Source organism: Pantoea sp. paga, from assembly GCF_007558755.1.
In the GTDB taxonomy this organism is placed as follows: domain Bacteria; phylum Pseudomonadota; class Gammaproteobacteria; order Enterobacterales; family Enterobacteriaceae; genus Pantoea; species Pantoea agglomerans.
Genome location: NZ_VLTF01000001.1, coordinates 607749 through 623268, shown reverse-complemented (window position 1 = coordinate 623268; position 15520 = coordinate 607749). Strand labels below are relative to the sequence as shown.

Below are 15520 nucleotides of genomic sequence, written 5' to 3'. Positions count from 1 at the left end.
CGCTGGCCTCGACAGTGCAAATACAGCAGCGTATCCTTTTTCCACGTTTATCGCCCTTGCGGCGGTTAAAAGGATGATCTTATGCATAAAAAACTGATTTCCCGCATATTTATTGCGCTGGCGGCAGCCGGACTGATGACATTCAGTTCGCTGGCAGCGGCGCATGCGCATCTCCAGTCTTCTATCCCGGCGGCCAAAGCGCAGGTAACGACATCCACCGATGCGCTGACGCTGAACTTCAGTGAAGATATTGAAGCGGCATTCAGCGGCGTCACGCTGCTGGATAGTGCACAGAAGCCTGTCGCCACCGCTAAAGCCCGCGTTGAATCTGGCCAGAAAAACCGGCTGATTGTGGGCCTGTCTCAGCCGCTGCAAGCGGGCAGCTATCAGGTTAACTGGCATGTGCTGTCGGTGGATGGACACAAAACCGCAGGAAGCTATCGCTTTAGCGTGAAGTAACGCCGGTGACCACCCTCTGGATCCTGTTACGCGCGCTGCATTTTGCCGCCGTGATGCTGCTGACCGGCAGCGCCTGTTACAGTGCGCTGCTGGCACCCAAACGCTATCGACCCCTACTGGCGCGACGATTAAACCCGCTGGTGAAAGGGAGCGCCTGGCTGGCGCTGCTGAGTGCACTGGCGATGCTGGCCTGCCAGAATGTGTTGATGAGCGGCGACAGCACCAATCTGGCCGATGTTGATGTCTGGCTGGCGGTGATTGGCACGCACTTCGGTGGCGTGTGGCTGTGGGAAATCCTGTTTAGCCTGCTGGCTGTTGCCGGTTTGTTACTGACCGGGCGGCTGCGTCAGCCCGTGTTACTGCTGGCAGGCGTACTGCAACTGGCCTGCATGGCTCTGATAGGTCATGCCGCGATGCGCGATGGCTGGCCGGGATTGCTTCAGCAGCTCAATCATGCACTGCATCTGATTGCCGCGGCGTTCTGGACGGGCGGATTACTGCCTCTGTTGCTGTTGATGCGGGAGGCGCGCCAGATCGATCGCCGTACCGACGCTATCCGCACCATGATGCGCTTTTCGCGCTATGGTCATCTGGCGGTGGCGTTAACGCTGCTGAGTGGCCTGATAAACAGCGTGATGATCGTGGGCTGGCCGCTCACGTGGCACGATTCACGCTACATTGTATTGTTGTTGTGCAAAGTGCTGCTGGTTGCCCTGATGGTGCTGGTGGCGCTGATTAACCGATACTGGCTGGTGCCGCGATTCCGCCTGGCGGGCAGCGGGACGCAGCAAAAATTTATTCGCATGACGCAGCTTGAACTGCTGCTGGCGTGCGGAGTGGTTGGGCTGGTCAGCGTATTTGCCACGCTGTCGCCAGCCTGAATGTGGTTTAAGAGAGAAAAGGGTAGTTATGTTGCTGAAGAAAGTGATCCCCGCAATCCTGTTGTTATCCGTATGCGGCCAGGCGCTGGCGGCACAAATCATTACCGTCAGCCGCTTTGAGATCGGTAAAGAGAAGTGGCCGTTTAACCGTGAAGAGGTGATGCTGACCTGTGAGAAAGATGGTGCGATGTTTGCCATCAACCCGAGCACGCTGATGACATACCCCCTGAACGATATCGCCGACACACTGTTCAAAAACAAACAGGTGAAAGCGCAGCCGATCAGCGTGATCCAGGCCGAAGATAAAGCGCATCCGGGCCAGATGATGAGTCTGCAGCCGATTGTTGAGCGCACCCAGGCGTTGTGCGGTAAATAAACCTGTCGGGTGCAGCACCGCGCTGCGCCCAACCCCTCTTTTTTGCCGTTGCGATCACAAACTGATCCGGTTTATGGTCCTGCGCCTCACGTTTGCTGGCAATTCCACCGCGCTGTTCTAATGTTAAATGGCAAGGCGACATCGCCTTCATAAATGCCAACTTTTAGCGCACGGCTCCTTGAGAGCCATTTCCCTGGACCGAATATAGGAATCGTATTCGGTCTTTTTTTGTCAGATGCCGCCCATCAGTTAATGATTTTCAATCAATAACTTAGTCTTTTCCGTTGTGTTCTTCTGCAAGACGCCATTCCATTATGTCATTGCCATTTTTCCTATTCATATAAGTTACAACCCTGCTTTACTACCTCTTTATGAAAGGGACACCGTGGCGATAATCTGCCAGCTGTTTTACTCATGGTTGAAGCTCTGTCAGGAGCATCAGGTATAGGCTGTACAGCCCGTGCGAGAGAAGTTTGCTGAGTGAACGGCGTTGCAGTACTCGGTAATGACCGCTCTACTATCCTGTGGCACTCTATTAAGTCACATGAAAATGAGGGAACGATAATGAATGCAGGGAATGCAATCACAGAACCTGGCAGATATTACACATTTCAGTCACCATTATCGGGCAACGTATTTTTTGAATTGAGACCACGTGTGCTGCCACGAAACGCACAGCCGGTGCTGGATGAGTCCAGCGGCATGTGCATTGGTTATTCTGTGGCTCAGGCTCCCGGTCTGTGGCAGATATACGATGTGCAGGGGCATTTTGTTCGACTTGAAGAGACACCTCTCGAAACGCCACTGATTGATCCTACAGACATAGCGCTTCTTGCGTTTGGTGTATTTCGAATTTTCCGCGCTGGCCGCGCATTATTGGAGGCTGGTACACGAGCTGCTATAAGTGCCAGACTCAGCCAGGCAACAATAATGTTCCTGCGTGCCAGGTTAAAAACGGGTTTATCGGCGTGTAACCTGAAAATGACCGAAACAGCGGCGAGGCACATGTATGAGCCGGGTCGCTATGTTCCGTTACATATTCAGGAAAGAGCTATCCGCTATGGCAGACGCATGGCCGATCCTCGCAACGGAGAGGGTATGTATCGTTATGAAACGGAAATGTATAAATTACACCGTAAGAAAAATATCACTGAGTATAAGAAGTACACTCTTGAGGTTGTGGTAAGGGTATCAGATTGGACGATAACTCATTTTAAGTATTTTTGATTAACCGACAGGAACGTACATATGTTTGATATCAGAGATGAAGAATTCGTTTTTGCGGTATCGCCTTTTGAACGGGTTGTCGATAACGAAGTCGATCCGGTTAATCATCACTGGGATTGGATACAGTCCTGGATCGAATTCTCGGTAAGCGGCCTGAAGGTGGCGTTTAAGACTAAGTTCACTGTTGGAGAGTTGAAAATGTTGAAGAAAGAATTTTCAGCTTTTCATCAGGCGATAATTGCTCAGAAAAAGTTAAAGTCGTTTAAATATCAGAGCGATATTCATCAGCTTGATATGATACTGACAAATGAAAATACTATTGATAGCGTAACTATTGATTTTATCCTTCGACCGGAGCCTCATGCCGACAGCGTTCAGGTTAAAGGCAGCTTTGGCCTTAATGAAAGCTATTTCCCCGACATTCTGAAGAGGCTGGATGAAATGATTCAATGGCAGAATTAAAGATTTTTTAATTGAAAGTTTTTAATTGAAAAATTCGGGCATAGAATGGATTTTAATTCAGTCCTTTCCGTCTATGTACTATTCGATGCGGCAGTATCAGTATCAATACCTGTACTGCCTGCATGCAGTTCATCCATACCGTAAGCGATGCCGCCACTGTCAGGGTATAGCCCGTGCAGTAAGCGGCTGCATTTTAAAAAAACCGCCTCAGTGGGTGACTTCTGCGGATTTACTGGTCTCATAATCTCGTCGTTTTTCAATCATCCTGATGTAGAAGTCATAAAGCTCTTTGTGCATGCGCTGCTTCATTTCAGCAGGCAACGGTTCCTGCGTTTTCTTCCACTCCTCCAGTTCAGGCTTGCAAATGACATAAGCCTCATCAACGATTTTTTTTGGCTGAATATCGGACTTTATGAACGGGATAGTGTGGTGATTCAGGCATTTAACCTCTGGCGTTTCGAATGACCTGTCATCCGCTATTGCTGTCATAGAAAGCAACATTCCAGATAAAAAAATCCACCTCAAAGCTTCTCCTCCTTTTGATAAATCGGGTCTTATCCCCGTGGAAACTTCATCGACTCTTCGTGGTAAAACTTGAGCTCTACTTATTGTAATTCAGCCATTCGTCCCAGCAACTTTCCGAATCTATATCCTGACATCCACGACTCTCAATCATGCTTAAGACCCCTTCAGTATGCAGGCTAATGGCGGTAGCATTATCACGAATATCTAATACTTCCTCTTCAGTCAAAGGAGAGCCTTTCTCCTCGGCTTTAAAAACAAGTAAGCTGATAAGTGAGGGAATGAAAACGATAGTCACTTCTCATCCTTCTGGTAAGCCGGGTCAGTGCCACACGGATTCTGCAGCGCAACATTCCTGTAAGCGACTCCTGATGTGGTAAAATCCACGTTAGCCCTATCGCGCTCATCTCTACTGTGCGCCGCCAGGTTTTTCGCTAACCATGCTTAGCCCGTAATTATTAAGAAGCTGCATTAGGATCACACGAGGCATCTCTTTACTTGATAGGCTGAAATTGTTGTTGAGCGCAGAGGCTATCATAGCGCTGGAAAGCAGATTGCCTTTGTAATAGATAGAAAGGCTCTTGCCAATATTTTGCCTCGTAACTTTATATAACCTTTTACCACACACGTTGGTTAGGTTGAAGATTACATTCTCAGACTCAACTTCATCCCTGGCTACATAATAGATTGATTCTATGATGCTGCTGGTACGGCTCTTGACTGTCATTAATGTCAAAGGTAAAACTTCCAGGCTCTGCGATGGCGGCCCCAGAAATAATAAAAGCAGCGAATAAAATCCCAGATCTAAGCATGCAGAATCCATACTGTGAGCATTAAAGAATAATTATAAGATTATTCGGTTTCATACGCACTTTATAGCACTTTTCAAAATTTATTTTTTGCTGCGTTCGTGCTCATTGCTGCTGCGAACAAAGCCAGGTAAAAAAAAACCGCCCGCAGGCGGCTGTTTACTACAAGTTAAATTCCCATGCGGTACTCTTCGTACGAACGAGGTTCAGAGTCACCCTCTTTGCGATAAACAAGGAGATCACTCTGCCGATTCGTAACATACATTAGTGTTTCAGTAAGCTGACGTCGCAAAGTAACAGGCATTTGAGGAATGCTTTTATCGCCGAGTCCATCCTCGATTTTATTCATGATTTCGAGAGCCAGGCCAATTTGCTCAGCATCCATCAAAATATTAACGCGATAACCCTCACGGGTCTCTTGCTCGCTGCCTAACTGCCTGGTTAGTTTATCGACCTGATTGGCATAAGCGTCCAGTTGAGCCTGAACATCAGTCGGGACTTCACCTGTTCTTTCAGCCAGCGCTTTGAGAGCGTTGATGTTCTCTATTGCCTGTTGTGCAAGGTCTGTAGCAGTAGTCATAATTTAGAGTCCTTTAAACAAGGATTAATACAGATAATTCAATTAGGTTGAGCAGGCCGATTTGAGATCGGCCTATGTAATACTCAATTAATTGAGTTAGCCTTTGTCGAACTGCGCAAACGAACGAGGTGACGGGTCGCCGGGTTTACGGAACTGGGCGTTATCGTCTTTGCGGCTTTTCAGATACATCAGGGTCTGCTTAGCCTGGTATTGATCGGTCGCAGAGAACGAACCCAGCGTGCCAGCATTACTTGCCGCTACCACTTTGGTGAGAATTTCGATACCCCAGCCGAGAGCTTCGGTGGTATCCAGAATCGCGGAGCGATACAAGGTGTTAAGGTCTTGCAGATCTTCAAATTCCTGGTCTGTATAAGACATGGTCAATCCTCTTTTAGTTGAGTGAGTTAGGCTCTGAATTTATTCAGACACCTTAATCTCATTTTTGCCGTGGACAGTTATTTACTGTATGTATATGCAGCTTTTAAGTTATTAATTTAGTGTAGTGCCATTATTAACTTTACTACGCTCTTTCAGAAAACCTGGCCTCTGATGTTCTCCTGGGTTAACAGCTGTCATGCGACGCTGGTTGCTGGGTATTGAAGTGTGGAGCTTTCCACTCAGGATTATTCGCTTTGGGGAACTACCACATCAGCAAGCATCTTCATTGCATCAGCCTGAAAAGCTCTTCTCTGCTTGTGTATTCAAAAGGTCATATTATTAAAGAGCATCACCGTCCTGGTGAGGAGTTCGTCCTGCTGATGTGTAAACAATACTTGCGGTACTGGTGATTGGCAATACCCCTGGTATTAAATATAATATCAACGGTATTATTTGTTTGATTCAGAAGGGAATTTATTTTTCAGGAGAGGGGAACCGACACAAAAAAGCCCGCTCAGTGGCGGGCTTTTTGTATTTCGCAAATTTCGGGCTTACGGGGTAAGCGGTTTTTAAAGCTTTGGTAAAGGCTGAAAGGGTCGGGTACCAGTTGAGCAAAAGCCTCTTCCTTCCAATGAGCTTTACACCAACTTCATCTTCGTCTCGATCGCCACGCCCAATACTCTGCAGTTGCCGTTCACTGGTACCATAGGCCACTGAGGGTTTAAACCCTTCAGATATTTCTGGCTGCCATCAATGATGAGCTTCTTAAACGTAGCTTCGTTATCATCAGTGAGTTTTGCCACGATCAGGCTCCCATTTACCGCTTCGCGGCCTGTATCGAACAATACATACGTTCCTGCCGGGATGCTTAGTCCGATCGGTGCTGTCATCGAATCGCCTTCCACCTGTAACCAGAAAGCATCTCCCTGTATATGTGCGTCAGATTCAAGCCACATATCGACATCCTTAATGGTATAGGGTTCACAGGCTTCTGCCCATGCGCCAGCCTGAACCTTGCTTAGTACCGGGTAGCGTGCAGTCGAGTTGTAGTCTCTGGGGTTTGATACGTTAGCATCAGCCGCTGAAGCGTAACTGCTTGCCTCTCTGGCAAGAGTGGGGCTGAAATCAGCAATTGAGCATTGAAGCATCTTCGCAAACACAGACGCCACTGACACGTTCAGTGAGTTTCTTCCGTTCAGGTAATGCCCAACACCGCCTTGGGTTATACCCAAAGCATCGGCTATAAGCTGCTGCGTAATGCCCAGCGACTTTTTCTTTGACTCATACAAAGCTTTCAGGCGAGTAGCATCGGCCATCTGCTCTGGAGTAAGTTCTTTTTTCTTTTCCATCTCCGAATTCTAATACTCAAGTTCTTAAAAAAGAAGTACCGAATGTATTTATATTTTCAATACTTTCGGTATTTTTTATTGTGGGTCACTCTGAGAAAACCAATAGATAAGTTAACCCGGGTTGATTACGTAAGAAGAAAGGACAGTCGAAGGCCGCGGATGTAATCTGTGTTTATCCGACTCAGACCGCAATCAGTAAAGCAGTACGGGTAGTGCGGAAAATTTTCGTAATCACGCCTCCTGATAAATGTGTACATGAAGCAGAGCGCTGGCCCTTACCTGGCAGAAGAAATGCTGCTGCAAAAGTTGTGTTGCTCTTTATCAATCTCACCTCCCTCGCAATACCAGTGAAAACCTGGGTAACTTGCTCTCCGTAATGTCATGCTAATCATTTACCAACACAGAAATTATCATTCCTGGAAAACGCGAGAAACAACAAGTTCACCTACGAAGCAGAAACTGAATTAAACCTCCGGTTAAAAGCGCTTCACTCTTATCCAATAAATCCCTTCACGAATAACTTAAATTTGCCGCACTTAAGCGCCCGCGCTACGCCTTCACCCCAAAAACCCACCCCACTCGCAAAAGCAGAAACAACCCGGCAACCTCGCACCCAAAGCTTACCTGTCATCTTGTCATCACCGCGGTTTGGCTTATCCTTAAGTCTTCAATCAAAAGGAGTAACGTTTATGAAAGCGGCAATTGCTAACAGTGAACACAAGGTTGAAGTGGTTGAGAAGACGTTGCGTCCTCTCAAAACGGGCGAAGCACGGCTCAGGATGGAATGCTGTGGCGTATGCCATACCGATCTGCATGTGAAGAACGGTGATTTCGGTGATAAAACCGGCGTGACGCTGGGCCACGAAGGTATCGGTATTGTTGAGGAAGTCGCGCCAGATGTCACCTCACTCAAGCCAGGCGATCGTGCCAGCGTGGCATGGTTCTTTAAGGGCTGCGGGCACTGTCAATACTGTAACTCCGGTAACGAAACGCTCTGCAGAGAGGTCGTCAATGCCGGTTATACCGTCGATGGCGGCATGGCTGAAGAGTGTATCGTCGTTGCAGACTACTCGGTCAAAGTCCCCGATGGGCTTGACCCATACGCCGCCAGTAGTGTCACCTGCGCTGGTGTCACCACCTATAAAGCGGTGAAAGTGTCCGAGGTAAAACCGGGTCAGTGGCTGGCGATTTACGGTCTTGGCGGGCTGGGAAATCTCGCCCTGCAGTATGCAAAAAATGTCTTTAACGCCAAAGTGATCGCAGTTGACGTGAGTGATGGGCAACTGGCACTGGCGAAAGAGATGGGCGCCGACCTGGTCGTAAACTCTGCCAGCGAAGATGCGGCTCGCTTTATTCAGGAGCAAACCGGTGGGGCGCATGCGGCTGTGGTAACAGCGGTTGCTAAAGCGGCGTTTAACTCTGCTGTCGATGCGGTCAGGGCCGGTGGTCGGGTAGTGGCTGTCGGACTGCCGCCAGAAGCGATGAGTCTGAATATTCCACGTCTGGTGCTCGATGGCATACAGGTGGTGGGATCGCTGGTCGGAACGCGTAACGATCTGGCGGAAGCTTTCCAGTTTGCGGCAGAAGGGAAGGTGGTGCCGAAGGTGACCAAAAGGAAGATCGGTGAGGTCAATGCCATCTTCGATGAGATGATTCAGGGCAAGATCCGCGGCAGGATGGTGATCGACTTTACCGGTCAGCCTGCTGAATAATCCGTGCCAATAATCGCACAAGCCCGCGCCGTGCGGGCTTTTTTATGCCTGTAAGGCCAGTTCTCTCCCTCTGAATGCGTAAGAGCACATTCGGTTAAAGCATTAATAAGCGCAGCTTTATGTTTCATGATGTGATTTTCACTTGAACTTTACCGGTAACATTATAGTTTATGGGGTGAAGTCTGATTACACACATCTGAAGGAGGGTTATTTATGGCTAAGCATCACTTACTCAAATCCATTGAAATTGCAGCGATTGTGCTATTTGTCCTGATACTGGCGTATCTGGCTGTTACCGGTCTGCTGTCATCAACTGGCGTGGATCACGCCTGGCCTTATCCCAGTAAGTAACTGAGTGCCGCACCAGGGAAATTATAAATAATATAAATAGATAACCGATCCTGATACAGGACATAAAAAACCCCGCAATCGCGAGGTTAATCAGAGGTTACACCAGGCTCACCGAAAGCAGAATCAGCTCTCCGGTTTCCAGCGACAGGCTTTTCTTGGTTTCGAACATAAAGGCTTCCAGCGCCTCCTCGACATCGTCACCCTCGATAAAGGCGTGAGTCGTGACATGATTTTCACCTTCAGGCTTAATCACGTAAGAAACAAACCACTTCTTCTTTTGCATGATGCTTATCCTCTTCTGAATAGGTAAATGCCGCGCACCGGCAATACTGAGTTTTTCCGCCAGCAGTTCAGCTGAACATAACTGGTTCTGTCCGACAAAGACTAATCAAGCGGGGTCGGATGCAGCAGGTCGATTACGTCATCAATTTCATTGCTGGCCGCATGGCGATCAAGGGCAACCGCATAGTAGCGTCCCTTACAGTAGTGCTTTGTTACCGCCACCCGATGGCCGGTATCGCTGTCAGCTTCACCGCCGGTCAGGGTCTGCAGGTGGGGCGGGATAACCAGCTCACTTTCGAGTTGTTCTGCTTCAATGATCACTGCGCCACCGTCACTGGATAGCAGCAGATGCTGAATGCTCATGTTCTCTCCTCTGCGTCAGATTGTTAACCGGGAAAGTGTAGTTCACCTCGGCGGGTGTGCTGACTTCCGCTCAGGAGAAGCCATGTGAAGCGGCAATAAAAAAGCCCCGTCAGGGGCTTTTAGGAAAGGGATGGGCTGCGTTAAAAACTTAACTGGTCTGATCGGCCAGCTTCGGCTTCAGCACGCGCTTACCAATCTGAATGCCGGGCTTCTCAACATACTTATAGAGTAAAGAGGCCAGCGCATAGGTCACCGGGATGGCAGAGACGCAGACAATCAGGAAGCGCATCATGTCGCTCTTAAACTCAATGTCGGTGTGATTGAGCAGCAGTGCGATCATCGGGAGCACAATCAGCAGATGCAGCAGGTAGACCGAGAACGACACGTCGCCCAGCCAGGTGCTGAGACGGTTGTTCAGCAGCTTACGCGGCAGAGCAATCAGCGTTGCCATCAGGCTGCCCTGCGGGTATTGCCACAGAATCGCTGTCATACCGACGATCATCAGCGCCTCCATAATCACCTGCAGCTTAATCGCGCCTAGGCCCATCGCCACGCTGGCGACCGGGCCGAGCAGCGCAAAGGCGACGTAGAGCAGGGATTTACGGCGAATCGCCTCGGCCAGCAACATGCCCGACAGGAACATATTCAGCTTTATCAGGATCATTGAAGGCATCTCAAACGCCTCATAATAATCTGCCAGCACATACCGGCCAGCGCAGCAGAGCGCCATGATGCCAATCAGCGATGCGGCATAACCAAAGCGCAGCGTCACCAGCATGATGAACGGGAACAGCAGATAGAACTGCATCTCCAGCCCGATACTCCAGTCAGGCAGCACGGTATTAAAACCATATTCGGGCAGCAGGCCGAACAGGAAACTGAAGTGGGTCAGGATGTTTGCCAGCGACTGGTCGGTGTAACGCGATGATTCAGTGGCGGTGCCGGAATAGAAATGAGCAATGGTGTCACGCATCTCGCCAAACCACGGGCCATAAATCAGAGCGATGATTAGCAGCAGATAGTAGAGCGGGGCGATGCGGAAGAAGCGCCGGATCCAGAACTTCTTAATGGTCTCTGTGCTCTGCCACGGCTCTTTCTGCTGACGCTCGACGTAGTTTTTCGCCATCAGATAACCCGATAACAGAATAAACAGATCGACCCCGATGCCAGGGGATGAAATAAGCGTGATATGGCAATGAACCAGTAAGCTTATATGGCCAACTAATACCCAGAGAGAAGCGATGCCGCGTAATCCCTCCAGCTCCGTAGACCAACCTCGTGTTGCAGACATAACTATTCCTCGTTTTTATCCGACCTTCGGCGCTCACTAAGCCTCAAGGCAAGAGATATGTAAACGGGCCTTTACAAAAGTAAGAAGATTCCGAGCACAGGCAGGAGGGAAAAATCAACCGAAACAGGGCGGGAAAGCACAGGAAGTTAAGGGCGTGCAGTGGCACACCCTTAATCAATATCACTGAATGAGAGGGCCGATCAGGCCAGTTTTAACAGGATCATACCGGCCAGCAGCAGGGTCAGGCCGGCCCAGCCTTTGCGGTTCAGCCGCTGGCCAAACAACACCCATCCGGCCGCGACAGTGGCGATAATCCCAAAACCGCCCCAGACCGCATAGGCGATCGAGAGATCGATACCTTTGACCGCCTGAGCGAGTGCGCTGAACGCGAGCAGGACACAACAAAGTGAAAGCAGACCGTACAGCGGTTTCTTAAACCCATCAGAATATTTAAGGAATATGTTGGCGGCAATCTCCAGCACGATAGCCAGCGCCAGCCAGGACGCATGAACAAGATCAGCGATGAGCATGATTAACCTCCGCTGATGATTGGGTGCCGGTTTTGATCAACACAATTCCGACAATCAGCGTCACCAGCCCACAGATTTTCAGCGCTGACAACGTTTCACCAAACAGTTGCACGCTGAATAACGTAATCAGCATGATGCCGATACCTTCCCACAGGGCATAAGCCACGCCCAGGGCGATACGTTTAATGGCGAAACTCAGCAGAATATAAGAACAGGCAATCATGCCCAGCATCATCAGGTAGCCGGAATGGCTGCCATTGAGGCTGGACCATTTCATAAAAAGGGTACCAATAATCTCAGTAACAATAGCGAGTGATAATAAAAGCCAGGCGCGCATGGGTGCTCTCCAGCAACGATAAATGACGACCTGCAACAACGCACAACGTGCGGGCAGACTCAGAACAGTGTCGAAGTGGTGAGGGGACTACAGGGCGTTACGCCAGTGCTGATCGGCGGCATTCCAGCCAGAAAGGCAAATGGGGGAAAACAGGGGGGTTGACATGAACATTCTGCTCATAAAATTTACAACACATCCACATTGTTGCTTCTCATCAGTGGACGGATAGTGCCTCCGGTTAAATAGACGCTGGATTTATAGCATTCTGCACATCACCAAATCAACAGCAGATGCTGCTTTGTTTGATGTCGGTTAAGGTTTGATGATTTGAAAATGGTGAAATGTGGAAAAGGATGTGTGGTAAACCGTAATGAAAAAATAGCCGGGCAATAAAAGTGCCCGACTACTATTAAGTGACGATGTCACGTATTATTCAGTGCGCTGCGGAACCGTGCGAACGGGTGCATCACCCGCGACATAATAAGCGGCGGTGCTGCGCGGCAATGGATCGCGACCACGAATCTTATCGGCAATCTTCTCGCCAATCATGATAGTGGTGGCGTTCAGGTTACCGGTGATGATCAGCGGCATAATCGACGCATCAACCACGCGTAAGCCCTCCAGTCCATGCACACGACCTTCGCCATCAACGACGGACATCGGGTCGTTACCCATCTTACAGGTGCCGCACGGGTGATAGGCGGTTTCGCCGTGGTTACGCACGAACTCATCCAGTTGCTCATCTGTCTGGCAATCCAGTCCCGGACTGATTTCACGGCCACGGTACTTGTCCAGCGCCGGCTGATTAATGATCTGGCGCGTGATGCGAATCGCATCGCGGAACTCATGCCAGTCCTGCTCATGCGACATGTAGTTAAACAGAATGGCCGGATGACGACGCGGATCGCGTGACTTCAGGCGTACATGACCGCGGCTTGGAGAACGCATTGAGCCGACGTGACACTGGAAGCCGTGGGCATCAACCGCGTTGGAACCGTTGTAGTTAATCGCCACCGGCAGGAAGTGATACTGAATGTTCGGCCAGCTGAACTCTTCGCGGCTGCGGATAAAGCCACCCGCTTCAAACTGGTTGCTGGCGCCGATACCGGTGCCGTTAAACATCCACTCTGCACCGATTTTCGGCTGATTCCACCACTTCAGAGCCGGATAGATTGAGACCGGTTCCTTACACTCATACTGAAGATACATCTCCAGATGGTCCTGCAGGTTTTCACCCACGCCCGGCAGGTCGTGAACCACCGGGATATCAAACTGCTTCAGCAGCTCAGGAGAACCCACGCCAGAACGCTGCAGGATCTGTGGCGAAGCGATAGCGCCGGCACACAGCAGCACTTCACGACGCGCGGTTACTTTGTTGATGGTGTTGCTGTCGCCCTGCAGATACTCCACACCGACCGCGCGCTTGCCATCGAAGATGATGCGATCGGTAGTGGCGTGCGTGATGATCTTCAGGTTAGCGCGGCCTTTAGCCATATCGAGATAGCCACGCGCAGTGCTGGAACGACGACCGTTTGGCGTCACGGTACGATCCATTGGACCGAAACCTTCCTGCTGATAACCATTAAGGTCGTCAGTGCGTGGATAACCCGCCTGTACGCCCGCCTCAATCATCGCTTCAAACAGCACGTTGTTGCCCGCTTTAGGCGTTGCAACACACACCGGGCCGTCGCCGCCGTGGAAATCGTTCGGGCCGATATCGCGGGTTTCCGCTTTACGGTAGTAGGGCAGGCAGTCCAGATAGCTCCAGTTCTCCAGTCCAGGTTCGCTGGCCCAGTTATCGAGATCCATCGCGTTACCGCGGATATAACACATGCCGTTAATCAGTGATGAACCGCCCAGACCTTTGCCGCGACCACACTCCATGCGGCGATTGTTCATGTAAGGCTCTGGCTCAGTTTCATAAGCCCAGTTATAGCGTTTGCCCTGTAACGGGAAAGCGAGGGCCGCAGGCATCTGGGTGCGAAAATCAAAGCGGTAATCCGGGCCGCCCGCTTCCAGCAACAGGACGCTCACGTTGCTCTCTTCGGTCAGACGGGTAGCCAGAACGTTTCCTGCGGATCCGGCTCCAATAATAATGTAATCAAATTCCATTCATCGTTCCTCAGGTTAAGTGATTAAAAGACTGACTGAAAACGCGTCAGCTCAACCTGCACGGACTTCACCTGGGTGTAGCTCTGCAGCGTCATCAGGCCATTCTCACGGCCAATGCCGGAGTGCTTGTAACCCCCCACTGGCATCTCTGCGGCAGATTCGCCCCAGGTATTAATCCAGCAGATACCTGCTTCGATCTGATGAATCACGCGGTGCGCCTTATTGAGATCCTGCGTCACCAGTCCGGCGGCCAGACCAAAGTCGGTGTCATTGGCGCGGCGAATCACTTCTTCTTCACTTTCATAGCTCAGGATCGACATGACCGGTCCGAAGATCTCTTCACGCACAATCTTCATCTCATCACGGCAGTCGGTGAACACGGTGGGTGCAACCCAGGCACCCTGGTCGAAATCGCCACCGGTCAGACGTTTGCCGCCGCACAGAACGCGTGCGCCTTCAGCGATGCCGGATTCGATATAACGCATCACATTGTCGCGATGGCTGAAGCTGACCAGCGGACCAAAGTTGGTCGCCGGGTCACGCAGATCGCCTGCCTGAATGCGGGCAACGCGCTCGCTGATTTTCGCCTCGAATGCGGCCTGCAGTTTTGCAGGAATAAAGACGCGGGTGCCGTTGGTGCAGACCTGACCGGAGCTGTAGAAGTTCGCCATCATGGCGATGTCGGCGGCCAGATCGAGATCGGCATCATCAAAGATGATCAGCGGTGATTTACCGCCCAGTTCCATGGTGACCTCTTTCAGCGTTGAACCTGCTGCATTGGCCATCACTTTTTTGCCGCTGACGACGCCACCGGTGAAGGAGACTTTGTCGATGCCAGGATGCTCAGTGAGCAACTGACCGGTAACCGAACCGATGCCCGGCAGCACGTTGAACACGCCATCCGGCAGGCCCGCTTCGGTGTAAATTTCCGCCAGCTTCAGGGCAGTGAGCGGGGTCATTTCACTCGGTTTGAAAATCATCGCGTTACCCGCCGCCAGCGCGGGCGCGGATTTCCACAGGGCGATCTGAATCGGGTAGTTCCAGGCACCGATACCGGCTACCACGCCCAGCGGTTCGCGGCGGGTGTAAACAAAGGAGGTTTCGCGCAGTGGGATCTGCTGACCTTCCAGCGCCGGAACCAGACCGGCGTAATACTCCAGCACGTCTGCGCCGGTGACAATATCGACCGCTGAGGTTTCGCTGTAAGGCTTACCGGTATCGAGCATTTCCAGCTCTGCCAGCTCATCATTACGCTCACGCAGAATATCGACGGCACGACGCAGGATACGTGAGCGCGCCATGGCGGTCATCGTGGCCCAGACTTTCTGGCCTTTTCTGGCGGCAGCAACGGCGCGATTGACATCTTCCTGGCCGGCGGCATGAACCTCTGCCAGCACTTCGCCGTTGACCGGGTTAATCGTCTGGAACGTTTCGCCAGACGCTGCGGCAACATAAGCGCCATCGATGTAGAGTTTCTGCTCGGTGAATCGGGACATGTT

Annotated in this window: 20 protein-coding genes; 7 read left to right on the top strand and 13 right to left on the bottom strand. The window is 50.7% G+C overall.

Translation table 11 applies throughout. From position 1 onward, the window contains the following. Positions 1-81 precede the first annotated feature (81 nt). The 5 genes from copC (at position 82) to FOV68_RS02965 (ending at position 3405) form a co-directional block, all read left to right on the top strand. A complete protein-coding gene (copC, locus tag FOV68_RS02985; RefSeq protein WP_064705025.1) occupies positions 82-459 on the top strand; it encodes a copper homeostasis periplasmic binding protein CopC in 378 nt (125 codons plus the stop codon). A 5-nt stretch (positions 460-464) separates the two neighbouring features. After that, positions 465-1340, top strand: a complete 876-nt coding sequence (gene copD, locus FOV68_RS02980; protein ID WP_143990291.1) for a copper homeostasis membrane protein CopD — start codon at positions 465-467, stop codon at positions 1338-1340. A 28-nt stretch (positions 1341-1368) separates the two neighbouring features. Beyond that, the gene (locus FOV68_RS02975) at positions 1369-1716 is read left to right on the top strand and encodes a YebY family protein (protein WP_010670792.1); all 348 of its coding nucleotides are present in this window, start codon (positions 1369-1371) and stop codon (positions 1714-1716) included. 564 nt (positions 1717-2280) lie between these two features. Next, on the top strand, positions 2281-2943 hold the full coding sequence (locus FOV68_RS02970) for a hypothetical protein (protein WP_255473589.1): 663 nt from the start codon (positions 2281-2283) through the stop codon (positions 2941-2943). A gap of 21 nt (positions 2944-2964) precedes the next feature. Further along, complete coding sequence (locus tag FOV68_RS02965; RefSeq protein WP_143990290.1) at positions 2965-3405, top strand: hypothetical protein; 441 nt, start codon at positions 2965-2967, stop codon at positions 3403-3405. Positions 3406-3612: 207 nt separating this feature from the next. On the opposite strand, the gene FOV68_RS02960 is transcribed toward FOV68_RS02965, so the two are convergent. The 6 genes from FOV68_RS02960 to FOV68_RS02935 all read right to left on the bottom strand — a co-directional run bounded on the left by FOV68_RS02960 (position 3613) and on the right by FOV68_RS02935 (position 7043). Next, positions 3613-3894: a hypothetical protein gene (locus tag FOV68_RS02960; protein WP_143990289.1), complete on the bottom strand. Its 282-nt coding sequence runs from the start codon at positions 3892-3894 to the stop codon at positions 3613-3615. Between the two features lie 112 nt (positions 3895-4006). Then, on the bottom strand, positions 4007-4225 hold the full coding sequence (locus tag FOV68_RS02955) for a hypothetical protein (RefSeq protein WP_143990288.1): 219 nt from the start codon (positions 4223-4225) through the stop codon (positions 4007-4009). 111 nt (positions 4226-4336) lie between these two features. Further along, positions 4337-4750 carry a hypothetical protein gene (locus FOV68_RS02950; protein ID WP_143990287.1) on the bottom strand — a complete coding sequence of 138 codons (414 nt, stop codon included), beginning with the start codon at positions 4748-4750 and terminating at the stop codon, positions 4337-4339. Positions 4751-4905: 155 nt separating this feature from the next. Beyond that, positions 4906-5316, bottom strand: coding sequence for a hypothetical protein (locus tag FOV68_RS02945; protein WP_143990286.1), 411 nt, complete (start codon positions 5314-5316; stop codon positions 4906-4908). 96 nt (positions 5317-5412) lie between these two features. Then, positions 5413-5694, bottom strand: coding sequence for a hypothetical protein (locus FOV68_RS02940; protein WP_143990285.1), 282 nt, complete (start codon positions 5692-5694; stop codon positions 5413-5415). Between the two features lie 638 nt (positions 5695-6332). Continuing rightward, entirely contained in the window at positions 6333-7043 is a 711-nt protein-coding gene (locus FOV68_RS02935; protein WP_143990284.1) for a LexA family transcriptional regulator, read from the bottom strand. A gap of 689 nt (positions 7044-7732) precedes the next feature. Here FOV68_RS02935 and adhP point away from each other — a divergent pair. Together adhP and FOV68_RS23955 are read left to right on the top strand one after the other, a co-directional pair. Continuing rightward, entirely contained in the window at positions 7733-8755 is a 1023-nt protein-coding gene (gene adhP / locus FOV68_RS02925) for an alcohol dehydrogenase AdhP (RefSeq protein ID WP_031591406.1), read from the top strand. A gap of 213 nt (positions 8756-8968) precedes the next feature. After that, positions 8969-9106 carry a hypothetical protein gene (locus FOV68_RS23955; RefSeq protein ID WP_010258717.1) on the top strand — a complete coding sequence of 46 codons (138 nt, stop codon included), beginning with the start codon at positions 8969-8971 and terminating at the stop codon, positions 9104-9106. Positions 9107-9203: 97 nt separating this feature from the next. Here FOV68_RS23955 and FOV68_RS02920 read toward each other — a convergent pair whose 3' ends face one another. The 7 genes from FOV68_RS02920 to betB form a co-directional block, all read right to left on the bottom strand. Then, on the bottom strand, positions 9204-9389 hold the full coding sequence (locus FOV68_RS02920; RefSeq protein ID WP_031591405.1) for a hypothetical protein: 186 nt from the start codon (positions 9387-9389) through the stop codon (positions 9204-9206). 101 nt (positions 9390-9490) lie between these two features. Continuing rightward, positions 9491-9751: a hypothetical protein gene (locus FOV68_RS02915; RefSeq protein WP_115387466.1), complete on the bottom strand. Its 261-nt coding sequence runs from the start codon at positions 9749-9751 to the stop codon at positions 9491-9493. Between the two features lie 148 nt (positions 9752-9899). Beyond that, positions 9900-11042, bottom strand: coding sequence for an acyltransferase (locus FOV68_RS02910; RefSeq protein ID WP_083067877.1), 1143 nt, complete (start codon positions 11040-11042; stop codon positions 9900-9902). A 200-nt stretch (positions 11043-11242) separates the two neighbouring features. Beyond that, positions 11243-11572 (bottom strand): multidrug/spermidine efflux SMR transporter subunit MdtI, encoded by a 330-nt coding sequence (gene mdtI, locus FOV68_RS02905; protein WP_010258739.1) that lies wholly within the window; start codon positions 11570-11572, stop codon positions 11243-11245. Further along, positions 11559-11909, bottom strand: coding sequence for a multidrug/spermidine efflux SMR transporter subunit MdtJ (mdtJ, locus tag FOV68_RS02900; protein WP_143990283.1), 351 nt, complete (start codon positions 11907-11909; stop codon positions 11559-11561). Before mdtJ ends, mdtI begins: the two co-directional genes overlap by 14 nt. 429 nt (positions 11910-12338) lie before the next feature. After that, on the bottom strand, positions 12339-14021 hold the full coding sequence (gene betA, locus FOV68_RS02895) for a choline dehydrogenase (RefSeq protein ID WP_031591401.1): 1683 nt from the start codon (positions 14019-14021) through the stop codon (positions 12339-12341). Between the two features lie 23 nt (positions 14022-14044). Next, positions 14045-15517, bottom strand: coding sequence for a betaine-aldehyde dehydrogenase (gene betB, locus FOV68_RS02890; protein ID WP_143990282.1), 1473 nt, complete (start codon positions 15515-15517; stop codon positions 14045-14047). Positions 15518-15520 lie beyond the last annotated feature (3 nt).

Excerpts from the sequence above, each read along its gene's own strand:
- copC (WP_064705025.1), top strand. The coding sequence starts at position 82 with ATGCATAAAAAACTGATTTCCCGCATATTTATTGCGCTGGCGGCAGCC.
- FOV68_RS02975 (WP_010670792.1), top strand. The coding sequence starts at position 1,369 with ATGTTGCTGAAGAAAGTGATCCCCGCAATCCTGTTGTTATCCGTATGC.
- FOV68_RS02970 (WP_255473589.1), top strand. The coding sequence starts at position 2,281 with ATGAATGCAGGGAATGCAATCACAGAACCTGGCAGATATTACACATTT.
- FOV68_RS02965 (WP_143990290.1), top strand. The coding sequence starts at position 2,965 with ATGTTTGATATCAGAGATGAAGAATTCGTTTTTGCGGTATCGCCTTTT.
- FOV68_RS02960 (WP_143990289.1), bottom strand. The coding sequence starts at position 3,894 with ATGACAGCAATAGCGGATGACAGGTCATTCGAAACGCCAGAGGTTAAA.
- FOV68_RS02950 (WP_143990287.1), bottom strand. The coding sequence starts at position 4,750 with ATGGATTCTGCATGCTTAGATCTGGGATTTTATTCGCTGCTTTTATTA.
- FOV68_RS02945 (WP_143990286.1), bottom strand. The coding sequence starts at position 5,316 with ATGACTACTGCTACAGACCTTGCACAACAGGCAATAGAGAACATCAAC.
- FOV68_RS02940 (WP_143990285.1), bottom strand. The coding sequence starts at position 5,694 with ATGTCTTATACAGACCAGGAATTTGAAGATCTGCAAGACCTTAACACC.
- FOV68_RS02935 (WP_143990284.1), bottom strand. The coding sequence starts at position 7,043 with ATGGAAAAGAAAAAAGAACTTACTCCAGAGCAGATGGCCGATGCTACT.
- adhP (WP_031591406.1), top strand. The coding sequence starts at position 7,733 with ATGAAAGCGGCAATTGCTAACAGTGAACACAAGGTTGAAGTGGTTGAG.
- FOV68_RS23955 (WP_010258717.1), top strand. The coding sequence starts at position 8,969 with ATGGCTAAGCATCACTTACTCAAATCCATTGAAATTGCAGCGATTGTG.
- FOV68_RS02920 (WP_031591405.1), bottom strand. The coding sequence starts at position 9,389 with ATGCAAAAGAAGAAGTGGTTTGTTTCTTACGTGATTAAGCCTGAAGGT.
- FOV68_RS02915 (WP_115387466.1), bottom strand. The coding sequence starts at position 9,751 with ATGAGCATTCAGCATCTGCTGCTATCCAGTGACGGTGGCGCAGTGATC.
- FOV68_RS02910 (WP_083067877.1), bottom strand. The coding sequence starts at position 11,042 with ATGTCTGCAACACGAGGTTGGTCTACGGAGCTGGAGGGATTACGCGGC.
- mdtI (WP_010258739.1), bottom strand. The coding sequence starts at position 11,572 with ATGCTCATCGCTGATCTTGTTCATGCGTCCTGGCTGGCGCTGGCTATC.
- mdtJ (WP_143990283.1), bottom strand. The coding sequence starts at position 11,909 with ATGCGCGCCTGGCTTTTATTATCACTCGCTATTGTTACTGAGATTATT.
- betA (WP_031591401.1), bottom strand. The coding sequence starts at position 14,021 with ATGGAATTTGATTACATTATTATTGGAGCCGGATCCGCAGGAAACGTT.
- betB (WP_143990282.1), bottom strand. The coding sequence starts at position 15,517 with ATGTCCCGATTCACCGAGCAGAAACTCTACATCGATGGCGCTTATGTT.